Source organism: Streptomyces sp. NPDC020362 (genome assembly GCF_040642095.1).
In the GTDB taxonomy this organism is placed as follows: domain Bacteria; phylum Actinomycetota; class Actinomycetes; order Streptomycetales; family Streptomycetaceae; genus Streptomyces.
Genome location: NZ_JBFAET010000043.1, coordinates 42,209 through 58,542 on the forward strand (window position 1 = coordinate 42,209; position 16,334 = coordinate 58,542).

Sequence of the window (16,334 nt, forward strand, 5' to 3'; positions counted from 1 at the left end):
TCCTGGTCGGCCAGTCCCCCGCGAGCGAGCATCGGCGGCGAGACCGTCAGTGAGGCACTGGCCATGGCTCGGGCGCCCGCCCTGCCGTGGCGCTGTGCGTGGGGGAGAGGAGCCAGGGTGCACCGGGAAGGTGATCAGGTTCGGCCGGGTCCACATCCGGGGAGGCAAGCCGCCGGTACGCGTACGTCTCTGACCAGCGCGGCGAGGGCCATCTGGCTCGCCCAGCAGTTCTCCCCGCACTCTCCCAGGTACAACTTCACCCGCCGCTTCGACATCCGCGGCCCCGTGGAGCCGGAGTTGCTCCACCGGGCGATCCGACAGGCCCAGCAGGAGTGCCAGGTCTTCGACGTCCGCCTGGACGAGGACGCCGACGGCCCCTACCAGGAGTTCCTGGAAGGGCCCAACACCAGCTGCTCGACCGTCGATCTGTCGGACCGGGCGGACCCCGAGCGGGCGGGGCACGCGTGGATCGCGGAGCGCATGCGGCTGCCGATGGACCTCGGCGGCGGCCCGGTGGGCGAGGATGTCCTGCTCAAACTCCACGACGAGCACTGGTTCTGGTACAGCTGCTACCACCACGCGCTGGTCGACGCCGCCGGCCTGGCCATCCTCACCGATCGAGTCGACGACCTGTACACCGCGCTGCTCCACGGCACCGCGCCGGGCACCGGGCCGCTCGGTCCCGTGGCCGTCCTGGCCACCGAGGAGGCCGAGTACACCGCGTCCCGGCAGTTCGAGGCCGACCGTCAGTACTGGCTGGAGGAGCTGGCCGACCGGCCGGAGCCGGTCACCCCGGCCGTACGGTCCGCCGACGGCGAAGGCGACGTCCTGCGCGCCTCGGGCGCGCTGACCGAGGCCGACATGGCGGCCCTCGTCCGGCTCGGCAGGGGACTGCGCACCAGCTGGACAGTGGTGGCGGCGGCCGCGGTGGCCGCCTATCTGCACGGGATGACCGGGCAGCGGGACCTCGTCATCGCCGTGCCCGCCACGGCCCGCCGCACCGAGGCGGCCCTGCGGACCCCGGGCATGCTCGCCAACGAGCTGCCGCTGCGGGTCCGGGTGCGGCCGGACATGACGCTGGGCGAGCTGATCGGGCAGGTCTCGAAGTCCCTCGCCGGCCTCCTCTCCCACCAGCGCTTCCCGCACGAGACGCTGCGCAGGGAACTGCGCATGAGCGGCCTTCGCGACCGGCTGTTCCATGTGGCGCTCGACCTCGTGAGCACCGGTGACCGCACCACACTGGGCGGACGGCCGTGCACGGTGACCAGCCTGAACGGCGGTCCGGTCGCCGACCTCACGGTCATCCTGCACCCGGCTGCCGACGGCTCGGGCCAGGCCGTCGACCTGGAGGCGAACGAGGCTCGCTACGACCGGCCGGACGTGGACGCCCACGCCGTACGCCTGCCGTCGTTCCTCCGTGACCTGGCCGCGGCGGCGCCGGACACACCACTGGCCCGACTGCAGCCGGCGACACCGGCGGAGCGGACCCGGGTGCTGTGGGACGTCCAGCCGGCTGCGGCCCCGGTGCCACCGGCCACCGTCGCGGAGATGTTCGCCCGTCAGGTGGCGCGAAGCCCGCAGGCGCCCGCCGTGGAGGCCGACGGCCGCACCCTCACCTACCGGCAACTGGCCGACCGCGTCGACCGTCTGGCCGGCCTGCTGGCCGACCGCGGGGTGCGGCGCGGCGCCTTCGTCGCCGTCGCGCTGCCGCGGGGTCTGAACACCCTCACCTCGCTGCTCGCGGTGATGCGGACCGGCGCCGTGTACCTGCCCGTGGACCCCGGGTACCCCGAGGACCGGATCGATGCGATGCTCGCCGATTCCCGGCCGCAGCTGCTCCTCACCAGCGGGCAGGACGGGCTGCCGAGCCGCGACGGACTGCCGGCCCTGGCCCTCGACGACGCGTCGGTGACGGCGGTTCTCGACGCACCCGGCAGCCCGGACACCGTGCCGGGCCTGCCGGGGCCGACGCCCGGCGACCCCGCGTACATGATCTACACCTCCGGGTCCACCGGGCGCCCCAAGGGCGTGCTGGTGCCGCACACCGGCCTCGCGGCCTTCGCAGCCACCCAGGCGGAGGTGGTGCGGCCCCGCCCGGGCGAGCGCGTCCTGATGGTGAGCTCGCCCAGTTTCGACCCGTCGATGTGGGAACTGTGCGTGTGGCTGGCCGCCGGCGGCTGCGCCGTCATCGCGCCGCCCGGCCTGCTGCCGGGCCCCCAGCTCGCCCAGTTCGTCACCGAGCATCGCGTCGGCTGCGTGGGCACGGTGCCCTCCGCCCTTGCCGCGCTGCCGCCCGGCTCGCTGCCCGACGGGCTGATCATCGCCGTCGGCGCGGAGCCGCTCCCGCCCGACCTGGTACGGCGCTGGGGCGGCAGCTGCCGGCTGCACAACGTCTACGGCGCCACCGAGGGCACCGTGTTCACCACCATGACGCAGGCGCTGTCCGGTCCCGGCACCCCGTCGATCGGCACCCCCATCCGGGACGCCCGGGTGTACGTGCTGGACGACCTGCTGCGCCCGGTACCGCCCGGCGTCACCGGCGAGCTGTACCTGGCAGGGGCCGGGGTGTCGCTCGGCTACCACGGCCGGCCCGGCCTGAGCGCGCAGCGGTTCGTACCCGACCCGTTCGGGCCGCCGGGCGCCCGGATGTACCGCACCGGCGACACCGGCCGCTGGGGGCACGACGGCCTGCTCCACTTCGCCGGCCGCGCCGACCACCAGGTGAAGGTCCGCGGGTTCCGTGTCGAACTCGGCGAGGTCGAGGCACGGCTGGCCGCCGCCCCCGCGGTCGAGCACGCCGCCGTGACCGTCCACGAGGGGGCCTCGGGCGGACGGCGCCTGGTTGCCTACGTGGTGCCCGCCGCGGACGCGAGCGTGGATCCGGCCGTGCTGCGCGCCTGGGTCGGCCGAACGCTGCCGGAGTACATGGTGCCGGCCGCCGTCGTCGTCCTGGACGACCTCCCGCTCACCTCCAACGGGAAGGTCGACCGGGCCGCGCTGCCCGCCCCGGACTTCCGCGGCGCCGCCGCCCACCGGCCACCGACGACCGCCACCGAGGCGCTGCTGTGCGAGCTGCTGCGGGAGGTGCTCGGCGCGTCCGAGGTCGGTGCCGACGACAGCTTCTTCGACCTGGGCGGCGACTCCATCAACGCCGTACAGCTCGCCGGGCGGGCGGTGCGGGCGGGGCTCGATCTGACCCCGCAGGACATCCTCACCTACCGCACCGCCGCCACCCTGGCGGCCGTCGCCGACGGCGGCGAGGCACCGCGGCGCGACCTCTCCCTGCTGCCGGACCTGCCCGGTGCGGAGCCGGCGGACGGACGGGAGGCGCGGGAGGCGGAGAAGGCGGAGAAGGCGCATGGGCCGGAGGAGACGGACACGACGGAACCGGTCGGTGACCTGCCGCTGACCCCGCTCCAGGAGGGCATGCTCTTCCACTCCGGGTACGCCGACGGCCTGGACGCCGACCCGTACATCGGGCAGCAGGTGCTCGAACTCACCGGGCCCGTGTCCCTGCCCCGGCTGCGGGCGGCGTGCGAGGCGACGGTCGCCCGGCACGACGCCCTGCGCGCCTGCTTCGGGCCCGACGAGGCCGGGGAGGCCCGGCAGCGCCTGGCCGGACAGGTGACGGTCCCGTGGGCCGAGCACGATCTGCGCGGCATGTCCGGGGCCGCGCAGCAGGCATGGATCGAGCAGATCCTGGAGGCCGACAAGGCGACACGATTCGACCTGGCGGTGCCACCGCTGCTGAGGTTCACGGCCGTCAGCACCGGCGACGAACGGCACCTGCTGGTGTTCAGCAGTCATCACGTCCTGTTCGACGGCTGGTCCGTCTCCCTCATGCTGCGGGATCTGTTCGCCTGCTACGGCGGGGACGGTCCCCGGCTGCCGCGGCCGGTGTCCTTCGCGCGCTATCTGCGCTGGCTGGACCGGCAGCCCCGGCAGGCCGCGGCCGACGCCTGGCGGCGCGCGCTGGACGGCGTCGAGCAGCCCTGTCTCGTGGCGCCCGGGGCACAGCCGTCCACCGCCATGCCCGCGCTGACCGTGCGCAGCCTCTCCGCGGAGCTGACCGGCGCGCTCGGCCGCGCCGCCCGGGCGACGGGCCTGACCGTCAACACCGTGTTCCAGGGGGCCTGGGCGGCGTTGCTGGCCCAGCTCACCGGCCGCGACGACGTCCTGTTCGGCACCTCCGTGTCGGCCCGCCCGCCGCACCTGGCCGGGGTCCAGGACCTGGTGGGGCTGGTGATGAACACGGTTCCGGTGCGACTGCGCCCGGCCCCGGACCGCACACTGGCCGACCAACTGCGGCAGGCACAGGACGAACAGGCCGCGCTCGGCCCGCACCATCACCTGGGACTGCCGGAGGTGCAGCGCGCCGTCGGCATCGGCGAACTCTTCGACACCACCCTGGTGTTCGAGAACGCGCCCGTCGACCGGGACGCCATCCGCCGCCCCGTGCCCGAGCTGCGGGTCGCGGTCGGCGAGGCGGACCGCACCGGTGTGACCCACTACCCGCTCAGCCTGATCGTCCGTCCCGGGCCGCGCCTGCGGCTGGAGCTGACCCACCGCGCGGACGTGTTCACCGCCGCGCAGGCACAGACGCTGCTGGACCGGCTGGAACGCTGTCTCACCGCGTTCGCGGACGATCCCGGCACGCTCCTGGGCCGCGTCGAACTGCTGGCGGCCGACGAGCGCGACACCCTGGTGCACGGCCACAACACCACCGCGGTGGAGCACCCGCCCGGCACGCTGCACGGGCTGTTCAGGGCACAGGTGCGCCGGACCCCCACGGCCGAGGCCGTGGTGTGCGGCGAGCGCCGGGTCGACTACCAGGAACTCGACCGGCTGTCGGGACGGCTGGCGGCGGCGCTCGCCGACCGCGGAATCGGCCCCGGGCACGTCGTGGCCGTGGCGCTGCCCCGCTCGGTGGAGCTGGTGACCGCCCTCCTCGCGGTGCTGCGCACCGGAGCGGCCTACCTTCCCCTCGACCCCGGCTACCCGGCCGAGCGCATCCGGACCATGGCCGAGGACGCCCGGCCGACGCTCACCCTCGACCCCCGCACTTTCGCCGGCCTGATGGAGCAACGGGTCACCGGGGCGGCCCCGGACCACGCCACCGATCCGGTCCACCCCGCCTACGTCATCTTCACCTCGGGGTCCACCGGCCGGCCCAAGGGCATCGTCGTCGCCCACCGCGGCATCGTGAACTATCTGCAGTGGAAGCAGCGGCGGTTCCCGCTGGCCCCCGGCGACCGGGTGCTGCAGCGCACCTCGGTCAGCTTCGACCCGTCCGTGTGGGAGATCTTCTGGCCGCTGCACACCGGCGGAACGGTGGTCATCGCCGTGCCCGAGGCCGACCAGCAGCCCGGCTATCTGCCCGAGCTGATCCGCACCGAACGCATCCACACCGCGCAGTTCGTGCCCTCCACGCTGGAGCTGTTCCTGCTGGAGCCCGGCGCGGGCGAGTGCGGCAGCCTGCGGCAGGTCTTCTGCGGGGGCGAGGCCATGACCACCGGGCTCGCGGAGCGGTTCCGCAAGACCTGCGACGCCGCCCTGCACAACCTGTACGGCCCGACCGAGGTGTCCATCTACACCACGTCCTGGCATGCGGACCCGGACGGCACGACCGGTGACGTCCCGGCGGGCAACCCGGCGGACAACCTCAGGGTGTACGTGCTGGACGGCGCACTGCGCCCGGTGCCGCCCGGGATGCCCGGCGAGATCTACATCGCCGGTCACGGGGTGGCCCACGGCTACGCCCGGCGCCCGGTGCTGACGGCGGAGCGGTTCGTGCCCGATCCGTACGGCCCGCCCGGTACCCGCATGTACCGCACCGGCGACCTGGGCATGCGCCGGCCGGACGGCGCCCTGCGCTACCTGGAGCGCGCGGACCACCAGGTGAAGATCCGCGGCCACCGCATCGAACTGGGCGAGATCGACTCGGTGCTGGGCGCCGTCGAGGGCGTCCGGCAGGTGGCGACCGTGGTCCGCGAGGACTCCCTGGGCGCCGTGCAGATCGTGGCGTACGCGGTGCCCGAGCCCGGCAGGCCCCTCTACCCGGACGCCGTACGGCAGCAGGCCGCCGCCCGGCTCCCCGACTACATGGTCCCGTCCGCCGTCGTACCGCTGCCCGCCCTGCCGCTCACCCCCAACGGCAAGCTCGACCGGCGGGCGCTGCCCGCCCCCACCGTGGCCCCCCGCGAGCGCCGTGCCCCGCGCACCGAGCGCGAGCGGGTGCTGTGCCGGCTGTTCGCCGAGGTGCTCGGCGTGGAGCAGGTCGGTGTCGACGACAACTTCTTCGAACTCGGAGGCGACTCCATCACCTCCATCCGCCTGGCCGGCCGCGCCCGGCCCACCGGACTGGCGCTCACCCCGCGGGACGTCTTCCGGCACCGCACCGTCGCCGCCCTGGCCGAGGCCGCCACCGAGGTGGACCCCGCCCCGGGCGACCCCATCCCCCCGGCGGCGCCGCAGCTGGAACTGGACGCCGACGAGATCGCCGAACTCGAAGCGCAATGGGAGACAGGAAAATGAAGCCGACCTCGTTCGAGGCGATCTGGCCGTTGACGCCCCTGCAGGAGGGCATGCTCTTCCACGCGCTGTACGACGGCGACCAGGACAGCGTCGACCACTACAACATGCAGCTGCCCATCGAGCTGACCGGCCCGCTCGACCCGGCGGCGCTGCGCCGAGCCTGCGAGCAGGTCGTCGCCCGGCATCCCGCGCTGCGCCTCGGCTTCCTCCAGCGCCGCTCCGGCGACCCCTTCCAGGCGGTCGCCGCCCGGGTGGAGCTGCCCTGGCAGCAGATCGACCTGAGCGAGTTCGGGCCCGACGAACAGCGGGTCCGGCTGCGGCGGCTGGTCACCGAGGACCGGCTGCGCCGCTTCACCATGACCCGCCCGCCGCTGCTGCGGTTCACGCTGTACGCCCTCGGCGCCGACCGGCACGTCCTGGTGCTGACCAACCACCACATCCTGCTGGACGGGTGGTCGATGCCCGTGGTGGTCCAGGACCTGTTCCGGATCCTGCAGCACGGGGGCGACGCCGGTTCCCTGGAGCCCGCCGCCTCCGTCGGCGACTACCTGGGATGGCTGGGCACCCGGGACCGCGACGCCTCCGCGGCTGCCTGGGCCGACGTGCTGGCCGGCCTGGACGGGCCGACGCTGCTCGGGCACGGCGCCGACGCCGCGGGCAGCCGGGCACCGCAGCGCCGGGTCCGCCTGGAGCTGTCCGCAGAACTGTCCCGGGCACTGGGCGAGACCGCCCGGCAGCGCAACCTCACCCTCAACACGGTGGTGCAGGGCGCCTGGTCGCAGCTGCTCGCCCTGCTCAGCGGGCGCGACGACGTGGTCTTCGGCGCGACGGTGGCCGACCGCCCCGAGGCCGTCCCGGGCGTGGAGCGCATCGTGGGTCTGCTCATCAACACCGTGCCGGTCCGGGTCCGCATCGACCCGGCGGAACCCCTCGGCCGGCTGCTGGAGCGCATCCAGGACGAGCAGGCGGTGCTGGCCGAGCACGCCTGGCTCGGGCTCGCCGACATCCACCGGCTCAGCGGGCACGACAGCCTCTTCGACACCACGATCGCCTTCGAGAACTACCCGCTGCCGGATTCCGCCCGCGGCGCCGAGGTCGCCGGGCTGCGGATCGCGCTGGCCCCCGACGCCCTGGAGGAAGCGCCCGAAGGCACCCACTACCCGCTCAGCCTCGCCGTGTTCCCGGGCCCGCCCCTGGTTTTCGAGCTCAACCACCGCGCCGACCTGTACCCGCCGGAGCAGGCCCGCCTTCTTCTGGAGCGGCTGCGTCTGCAGTTGGAAGAGTTCGTGGCGGACCCCGACACACCGGTCGGCCGGCTGCCGCTGCTCACCGAGGAGGAGCGGCTGCCGGCGCTGCGTACCCCGGGCCCGCGGCCCGCGCCGCCGGGCACGCTGGTCGAGCTGTTCGAGGCACAGGCCGCCCGCACACCGAACGCCACGGCGGTCGTCTGCGGTGGCCGGAGCCTGAGCTTCGCCGAACTCGACACGGACGCCAACCGGCTGGCCCGCCGGCTGATCGAACTCGGCGCCGGACCCGAACGGGCCCTCGCCATGACGCTGCCGCGGTGCACCGAAGCCGTGGTGGCGCTGCTGGCGATCCTGAAGTCCGGGGCGGTGTACGTGCCGGTGGATCTCGAGCAGCCCGCGGAGCGGATCTCCGCCGTGTTCACCGAGCTGGAGCCGCTGCTGGTGATCACCATGCGGGACGTGGCCGGCCGGCTGCCGGCAGGCCCCCCGCAGCTGCTGCTCGACGCGGTTGCGGCGGAGCACAGCGGCACCGGCCTCACCGACGCCGACCGCAACGCCCCCCTGCACCCCGACTCCCTGGCCTACGCGGTGTACACCTCGGGCTCCACGGGACGTCCCAAGGGCGTCGCCGTGACACACCGGTCCCTGGCCAACATGTTCCACAGCCACCGGACCCACCTGTTCGAGCCGGAGGCCGCCGCCGCGGGACGGCCGCTGCGTGCGGCCCTGACCAACTCGCTGGTCTTCGACGCCTCGTTCAGCCAGCTCCTGTGGATGGTCGCCGGGCATGAACTGCACCTGATCGAGGACCGGCTGCGCACCGATCCGCAGGAGCTGCTCGGCCATGTCGCCGAGCACGGCATCGACGTGCTCGACACCACACCGAGCTTCGCCCGCCAGCTCATCGGCGAGGGCCTGCTGCGGGGCACGTCGCCCGTCCGGGTCCTCGCCCTGGGCGGAGAGGCCGTCGACCAGTCGCTGTGGGACGAACTGCGCACCGCCGACGGGGTGTCCGCGTACAACCTGTACGGGCCCGCCGAATGCACCGTCGACGCGATGTACGCCCGGGTCGCCGACCATGCCCGGCCGGTGATCGGCGATCCCGCCGACAACCTGCGCGCCTATGTGCTGGACGCCTTCCTGCGGCCGGTGCCGCCCGGGGTGGCCGGCGAGCTGTACCTGGCCGGCGCCGGGCTGGCCCGCGGCTACCTGGGGCGCAGCGCGCCGACCGCGGAGCGGTTCGTCGCCGATCCCTTCGGCCCGTCCGGTGCGCGGATGTACCGCACCGGCGACCGGGTCCGGCGGGAGGCGGACGGCACGCTCGGCTTCCTCGGCCGGGCCGACGACCAGATCAAGATCCGCGGCTTCCGCGTCGAACCGGCGGAGATCGAGGCGGTGCTGACTGCCGACCCGGCCGTGCAGCACGCCGTGGCCGTGGCGCGCGAGGACCGCCCCGGCTCCCCCCTGCTGGTCGCCTACGTCGTCGCCGCGCCCGGTGCCGCGCCGGAGCCCGCCGCGCTGCGCGCCCGGGTCGCCGGTGCGCTGCCCGGCTACATGGTGCCGGCCGCGGTGGTGGAGCTGGCCGAGCTGCCGGTCACCGTCAACGGCAAGGTCGACAAGCGTGCGCTGCCCGCGATGCGCTTCGCCGCCGACGGCTCCTCCGGGCCGCGCGACGCCACCGAGGAGCAGCTGTGCGCGCTGTTCGCCGAGGTGCTCGGCCTGGATGCGGCCGGGGTGCACGACAACTTCTTCCAGCTGGGCGGCGACTCGCTGCTGGCGATGCGACTGTCCGCGCTGGCACGGCGGGCCGGTCTCGGGATCAGCCCCCGGGACCTGTTCGCCCACGGCACCGTGGCCGCGCTGGCCGAGGCCTGCGCCGGCCGGCCCGCCGCGCCCGCCGAACAGGTGCCGGACGGGCCGCTGCTCGAACTGACCGAGCAGGAAGCCGCGGAGCTGAAGGCCGCACACCCGGACGCCGTCGACGTATGGCCGCTTACGCCACTCCAGCAGGGCATGAGTTTCCACGCGCTGCTCGCGCCCGACGGCGTCGACCCGTACATCACCCAGCAGGCCCTGGAGCTGACCGGGGATCTCTCCCCCTCCGTGCTGCGGTCCGCGTTCGACGCGTTGCTGGTACGGCACGCCAACCTCCGGGCACGGTTCGTGCGCCTGGCCTCCGGGCGCACCGTACAGGTGATCGCCGAGCGGGCCGAGACGCCGTGGCGCGAGTGCTCCGTCGCCGGTCTGGACCCCGAGCGGCAGCAGGCCCGCATCGAGGAGCTGCTGGCCGAGGAGCACGACCGTCCCTTCGCCGCGGCGGACGCCCCGCTGCTGCGGGTGCTGCTGGTCCGGCTGGCCGAGCGGCGCCATCTGCTGGTGGTGACGGACCATCACCTGCTGCTGGACGGCTGGTCGCTGCCGCTGCTGTACGGCGAGCTGTTCGACGCCTACGCGCACGGCGGCTCGACGGACGGGCTGCCGCCCGCGGTGCCGTTCCGTACATTCCTGGCCGGGCTGACCGGCCGAGACCGGGTGGCGGCCGAACAGGCCTGGTCCAAGGCGCTCGACGGGCTGGCCGAACCCACCCTGGTCGCGCCGTACGCCGACCTGTCCGTGTCCGTCGCCCAGGGCACCGTCACCCGGACACTGGACCCGGCGGCCACGGACCGTGTCGGTGCGGCGGCCCGGGCCGCCGGGATCACCGTGAACACCCTGTTCAACGGCGCGTGGGCCATCGCCCTCGAGCGGCTGACCGGACGCGGCGACGTGGTGTTCGGCACGTCGGTGTCCGGGCGGGCGAGCGGGCCGGCGGGCGTGGAGCGTGCCATCGGGCTGCTGATGAACACCGTGCCGTGCCGGGCGGTGCTCGACCCGGCCGAGCCGCTGTCCGCCGCACTGGCCCGATGGCAGAGCGAGCAGTCCGAGCTGATCGCCCATCACCACCTCGGTCTGCCGGAGATCCAGCGGGCGACCGGTCTCGGGGACCTGTTCGACACCATCGTGGGCTTCGAGGACGCGGGCGGCCTCCACGAGGACGTGCAGCGCCGGGTTCCGGGACTGGGGGTCGCGCTGCGGGACGCCTCCGCGCCCGGCACCGCGCACTACCCGCTGCGGCTGCTGGTCCGCCCCGGCAGCGCGCTGAACGTCACGCTGCACTACCGCACCGACCTGTACACCGAGGCGGCGGCGGAGGACCTGCTGGCGTCGGTGCTGCGGGTGGCCGAGACGTTCACGGCGAGCCCGGAACTCCCCGTCGGCGGCCTCGACCTGCTCAGCGCCCCGACCCGCCGCACCGTCCTGGACACCTGGGCCGCGACCGCTCCCGCCGAAGCGCCGCGCACCATTCCCGAGATGTTCGCGGAGCGGGTCGCCGAGCACCCCGACGCACCCGCCGTCCTCACCGGGAGCGAGGAACTGGACTACGCCGCACTCGACGCCCGGGCCAACCGGCTGGCCCGGGTGCTGCTGGGCCTGGGCGCGGGCCCGGAGCGGATCGTCGCCGTGCTGCTGCCCCGCTCCGCGCGCCTGGTGACAACCATCCTGGCGGTCTGGAAGAGCGGCGCGGTGCACATGCCGGTCGACACCGGCTATCCGGCCGAGCGGATCGCGTTCATGCTCTCCGACGCCCGGCCGCACCTGATCCTGGCCGAGCCGGAGGACCTGGAGAAGATCCCCGATAACCTGCGCGACCGGGTGGTGACCACCGACCGGCTGGTGGTACCGGCGGACACCGCCGCCGGTGACGTCACCGACGCCGAACGGCCGGGGCCGCTGTCGCCGCAGTGCGGCGCGTACGTCATCTACACCTCCGGCTCCACCGGCCGTCCCAAGGGGGTGCTCGTCACCCACGGCGGGCTGGCCTCGTTCCTGGCCACTCAGCGGCGGCACCTGGACCTCGGGCCCCACCGGCGCGTGCTGTGGTTCGCCTCGCCCAGCTTCGACGGGGCGATGGGCGAGCTGAACACGGCCCTGCTGAGCGGCTCCTGCGTGGTCGTCGGCAGCTTCGAGGAAATGCTGCCCGGCCGGCCCCTGGCCGACTGGGTGGCGCGCACGGGGGTGCACTGCATGACCCTGCCGCCGTCGTCGCTGGCGGCCATGCCGGACGGCAGCCTCCCCCCGGACGTCACCGTGGTCACCGGCGGCGAGGTCCTCCCGCCCGAGCTGGTCGCCCGCTGGGCCCCGGGCCGCCGCATGCTGAACATCTACGGCCCGACCGAGACGACGATCATCGCCACGGTCGACGGCCCGCTGCCGGCCGAGTCCGCCCCGTCGATCGGGCGGCCCGTTGTCGGCGCCCGCATCCGGGTCCTCGACCACTGCCTGCGCCCGCTTCCCGCGGGAGTCCCCGGGGAGGTGTACATCTCCGGTGCCGGTCTGGCCCGCGGCTATCTGCACCGGCCCGGCCTCACGGCGAGCCGCTACGTCGCCGACCCGTTCGGGGAGGCGGGCGTACGGATGTACCGCACCGGCGACATCGCGCAGTGGCTGCCCGACGGCCGTCTCGACTATGTGCGGCGCGCGGACGACCAGGTGAAGCTGCGTGGCTTCCGTATCGAGCCGGGCGAGATCGAGGCCGTACTGACCGGGGACCCGAGCGTGCGCCACGCCGTCGTGCTGCTGCGCGAGGACACCCCGGGAGTGCGCCGGCTGATCGCCTACGTGGTGGCCGCGGGGTCCGAGGGCGTCGACCCGGCGGCGCTGCGCGAGCGGGTCGCGGCGCTGCTGCCGGAGTACATGGTGCCCGCGGCGGTGGTCGCGATCGACGAGGTGCCCACCACGCCGCACGGCAAGCTGGACCGTGACGCGCTGCCCGCGCCCGGCTTCGCGCCGGCCGAGGGCAGCCGCACCCCGCGCACCCCGCGCGAGGAGCTGCTGGGCCGGCTGTTCGCCGAGGTGCTGCAGCTCGACGAGGTCGGTGTCGACGACAGCTTCTTCGAGCTCGGCGGCGACTCGATCATGTCGATCAAGCTGGTGACCGCCGCCCGCGAGGCCGGCCTGGACATCTCCCCGCGGGACGTGTTCACACACAAGTCCGTCGCCCGACTGGCCGCCGTGGCCGCCGAGGCGGCACCGCAGCCCGCGGACGACGCGGACGCGGCCCACATCTCCCTCGACGACGCCGAACTGGACGAGCTGATCGGCCGGTTCACCGAGGGTTCCTGACCGGGCGGAGAACCACGCCGAGACCCTGCTCGGCGCTCCGTTCGTGACCCCGTCCGCCGCCTGCCCGCAGGAGGCACAGGACCACCGCCCGACCCGGCCGAAAGGTCCCGAGCAGCGCCAAGGAACGTCATGACCCTTGCATCACCGTCCACCGCCACCGCTTTCGGACCGGTCGGAGACCGGCCGCTGGAGTACACCCTGAGCCCGCAGGAGGCCGCCGAATTCGCCGAGAGGGCCCGCTGGGCCGTGGAGAGCTTCGGCACCCCCCTGGAGGAGGAGTTCTACGAGCAGGTCTGGCGCCACGACGACCTGCTGCCCACCGGGCTGCGCGCCTTCTTCCAGGAGTTCCGTCACCGGGAACCGGCCACCGCGTGCCTGGTGCACGGCCTTCCCGTCGACGACGCGGAGATAGGCCCCACCCCGGACCACTGGCTCGACGCCATCGCGGGCAGGTCCGCCCGGGGACAGGAGACCATGCTGGCCCTGTGCGGGCTGGTGCTCGGCGACCCGTTCGGCTGGGCCACCCTCCAGGAGGGCAGCATCGTGCAGAACGTGCTCCCCATCCGCGGCGAGGAGGACCGGCAGAGCGGCTACGGCAGCGAAGCACTGCTGGAGTTCCACACCGAGGACGGCTTCCACCCGCACCGCTGCGACTATCTGATGCTGCTCGGCCTGCGCAACCCGGACGCGGTGCCGACCATCGTCGCCTCGGTGCGGGACGTGCAGCTGGACGAGCAGGACCGCGCGATCCTGTCCCAGGAGCGCTACCACATCCTGCCCGACACCGAGCACATCCGGCAGCTGGCCACCAGCGATCCCGATCACCCGGCGCTGGGCAGACTGCGCCGCATGGAGAGCGCCCCGGCCCCGGTCAGCGTCCTGTTCGGCGACGTCCTGGCGCCGTACCTGCGGATCGACCGTCCGTTCATGCGGTGCGTCGGCGACGACCCGGAGGCCGCCGCCGCCCTGGACCGGCTGATGGCGGAACTGACCCGGGTGCAGCAGGAGATCGTCGTCGGCCCCGGCAGCCTGCTCGTCGTCGACAACTACCGGGCCGCGCACGGTCGTCGCGCCTTCCGGGCCCGCTTCGACGGCGCCGACCGCTGGCTGAAGAAGCTCACCGTCAGCCGCAATCTGCGCCGCGGCATCGCCGGCTACCGCAGCGACCTGCGCCGCGTCATCGTCTGACCCCGTATCAGGCGTCCATGCCCGGCCCGGAACCGTTCCGGGGCCGGGCCGCCACCCTGAAAGGCTGAACCCTTGCGCACCGTTGTCATCTCCGGCGCCTCCAGCGGCATCGGACGAGCCACCGCGGAACGGTTCGCCGCATCCGGCGACCACGTGGTGAACCTGGACATCACCGAGCCCGACGGCTCACCCGGCACCGGCCACCCCGGCACCGTGAGCCATCTGAAGGTCGACGTGGCCGACTGGGAGGCGGTCGGCGAGGCGGTCCGCGCCGTGCACGCCGACCGCGGACGTCTCGACGTGGTCATCGCCAACGCCGGCATCAGCACCCGCTGCGGCGTGCTGGAGCTGACCGAGGCCGACGTGCGGCGCACCGTCGACGTCAACCTGCTCGGCGTCCTCGCCCTGTGGCGGCACGCGGCCCCGTACATGCTGGAGCAGGGGCACGGGGTGCTGCTGGCCACCGCTTCCGTCAACGGCTCCCGCGGCTACCCGCTCTACGCCCCCTACAACGCGACCAAGGCCGCGGTCGCCTCGCTGTGCCAGACCTTCGCCATGGAGCTCAGCCCGCTGGTGCGGACCGCGTGCGTCACCCCGGGCGCGGTGCTGACGCCGATGCAGCGGCGCGAGTACACCGACGAGATGCTCGCCGAGGTCGAGGAGCGCATCCCGGCGCGCCGCCACGCCGACCCCGGGGAGATCGCCGCGCTCTTCCACTTTCTCGCCTCTGACCAGGCGTCCTTCGTCACCGGCCAGGAGTTCGTGGTCGACGGCGGCGAGACGGCCGGCGCCACGACCGCGTTCTTCCCCGGCCCGACCGCGCCCCGGCGCCGAGACATCTGAAAGGCCCCCATGGACAACCGTCCTGTGTACGACCCGAACGACCTGGACGCCCTCGACCTGGCCGACCCGGTGCTGCACGCCACCCGGGACCTCACCGAGGTCTGGCGGTATCTGCGTACCGAGGAGCCGGTGTACCGGCACCGCGCCACGGAGCGCGGCGAGGGATTCTGGGTGATCACCCGCCGGGACGACATCGCCACCCTCTACCGGGACAACGCCTCGTTCACCTCCGCGCACGGCAACATGCTGGACACGCTGCTGAGCGGCAGCGACTCGGCGGTCGGCCGGATGCTCACGGTCACCGACGGCCCGGACCACACGGCACTGCGCACGATGATCACCAAACCGTTCACGCCCCGCGCGCTCGGCCCGGTCCTGGACAGCGTGCGGCGCGGCACCCGCCGGCTCGTCGCCGACGCGACCGGGCACCCGGTGTGCGACTTCGGCGCGGACGTGGCGGCGCACATCCCGCTCGCGGCCATCTGCGACCTGCTGGGTGTTCCGGAGGCCGACCGCCGTGGGCTGATCCCGATGACCTCCGGCACCCTAGCCGCGGTCGACGGGCCGCCCACCCCGGAGAGCACCTGGCTCGCCCGCAACGACCTGCTGCTGTTCATCTCCGAACTGGCCGCGGCGCGCGACGGGGCGCTCGGCGACGACGTCGTCAGCCTGCTGATCGAGGAGACCGCCGGGGACCGCAGGCTCACCCGGGAAGAGGTCGTCCTCAACGTCTACAGCATCATCATCGGCGGTCTGGAGACGACCAGGCTCGCCATGCTCGGCGGGGTGCACGCCTTCGCCCATCACCCGCAGCTGTGGAAGGCGCTGCGGGCCGGTGAGATCCGCACCGACACCGCGGTCGAGGAGATCCTGCGCTGGACCACGCCCACCCTGCACAGCGGCCGGCGGGCCACCGACGATCTGCTGTTGCACGGCCGTCTGATCGAGGCCGGGGACATGGTCACGCTGTGGAACGCCTCCGCCAACCGGGACGAGGCGGCCTTCGACGAGCCCGATCGGTTCCTGCCGGACCGCGACCCGAACAAGCACCTGACCTTCGCCCACGGACCCCACTTCTGTCTGGGCTCGCATCTGGCGAAGGCGGAGATCGCGGCGATGCTGGAGGCGCTCAAGGAGCTGGTGGTGGAGATACGGCCGGCCGGCACCCCGCGCCGGGTGTACTCCAACTTCCTGAACGGCTACGCGACGATGCCGGTCACGCTGGTGCCCGCCTGACCCCGGCCGGACATGAGGGGGGCCCCGGGCGGGGGGCCCCCCCGCGCCGCCCCCACGGCCCCCCGGCCCCCCGGCCGGCGCGGGCGGGCCCGGGTGCGCCGCACGGCGGGGCGGGCCCAGCGG

Annotated in this window: 5 protein-coding genes; all 5 read left to right on the forward strand. The window is 74.0% G+C overall.

All coding sequences use genetic code 11. From position 1 onward, the window contains the following. Positions 1–117 precede the first annotated feature (117 nt). A complete protein-coding gene (locus AB0H32_RS18375; protein WP_361121095.1) occupies positions 118–6,534 on the forward strand; it encodes an amino acid adenylation domain-containing protein in 6,417 nt (2,138 codons plus the stop codon). Beyond that, complete coding sequence (locus AB0H32_RS18380; RefSeq protein ID WP_361121098.1) at positions 6,531–12,944, forward strand: amino acid adenylation domain-containing protein; 6,414 nt, start codon at positions 6,531–6,533, stop codon at positions 12,942–12,944. Before AB0H32_RS18375 ends, AB0H32_RS18380 begins: the two co-directional genes overlap by 4 nt. A gap of 129 nt (positions 12,945–13,073) precedes the next feature. Then, positions 13,074–14,132 carry a guanitoxin biosynthesis L-enduracididine beta-hydroxylase GntD gene (gntD, locus tag AB0H32_RS18385; protein WP_361121100.1) on the forward strand — a complete coding sequence of 353 codons (1,059 nt, stop codon included), beginning with the start codon at positions 13,074–13,076 and terminating at the stop codon, positions 14,130–14,132. Between the two features lie 72 nt (positions 14,133–14,204). After that, the gene (locus AB0H32_RS18390; RefSeq protein WP_361121103.1) at positions 14,205–14,975 is read left to right on the forward strand and encodes an SDR family oxidoreductase; all 771 of its coding nucleotides are present in this window, start codon (positions 14,205–14,207) and stop codon (positions 14,973–14,975) included. Positions 14,976–14,984: 9 nt separating this feature from the next. After that, complete coding sequence (locus tag AB0H32_RS18395; protein ID WP_361121106.1) at positions 14,985–16,211, forward strand: cytochrome P450; 1,227 nt, start codon at positions 14,985–14,987, stop codon at positions 16,209–16,211. Positions 16,212–16,334: the final 123 nt, after the last annotated feature.

Bases quoted from the DNA above. Each gene is read 5' to 3' on its own strand.
- AB0H32_RS18380 (WP_361121098.1), top strand. From the start codon at position 6,531: ATGAAGCCGACCTCGTTCGAGGCGATCTGGCCGTTGACGCCCCTGCAG.
- AB0H32_RS18395 (WP_361121106.1), top strand. From the start codon at position 14,985: ATGGACAACCGTCCTGTGTACGACCCGAACGACCTGGACGCCCTCGAC.
- gntD (WP_361121100.1), top strand. From the start codon at position 13,074: ATGACCCTTGCATCACCGTCCACCGCCACCGCTTTCGGACCGGTCGGA.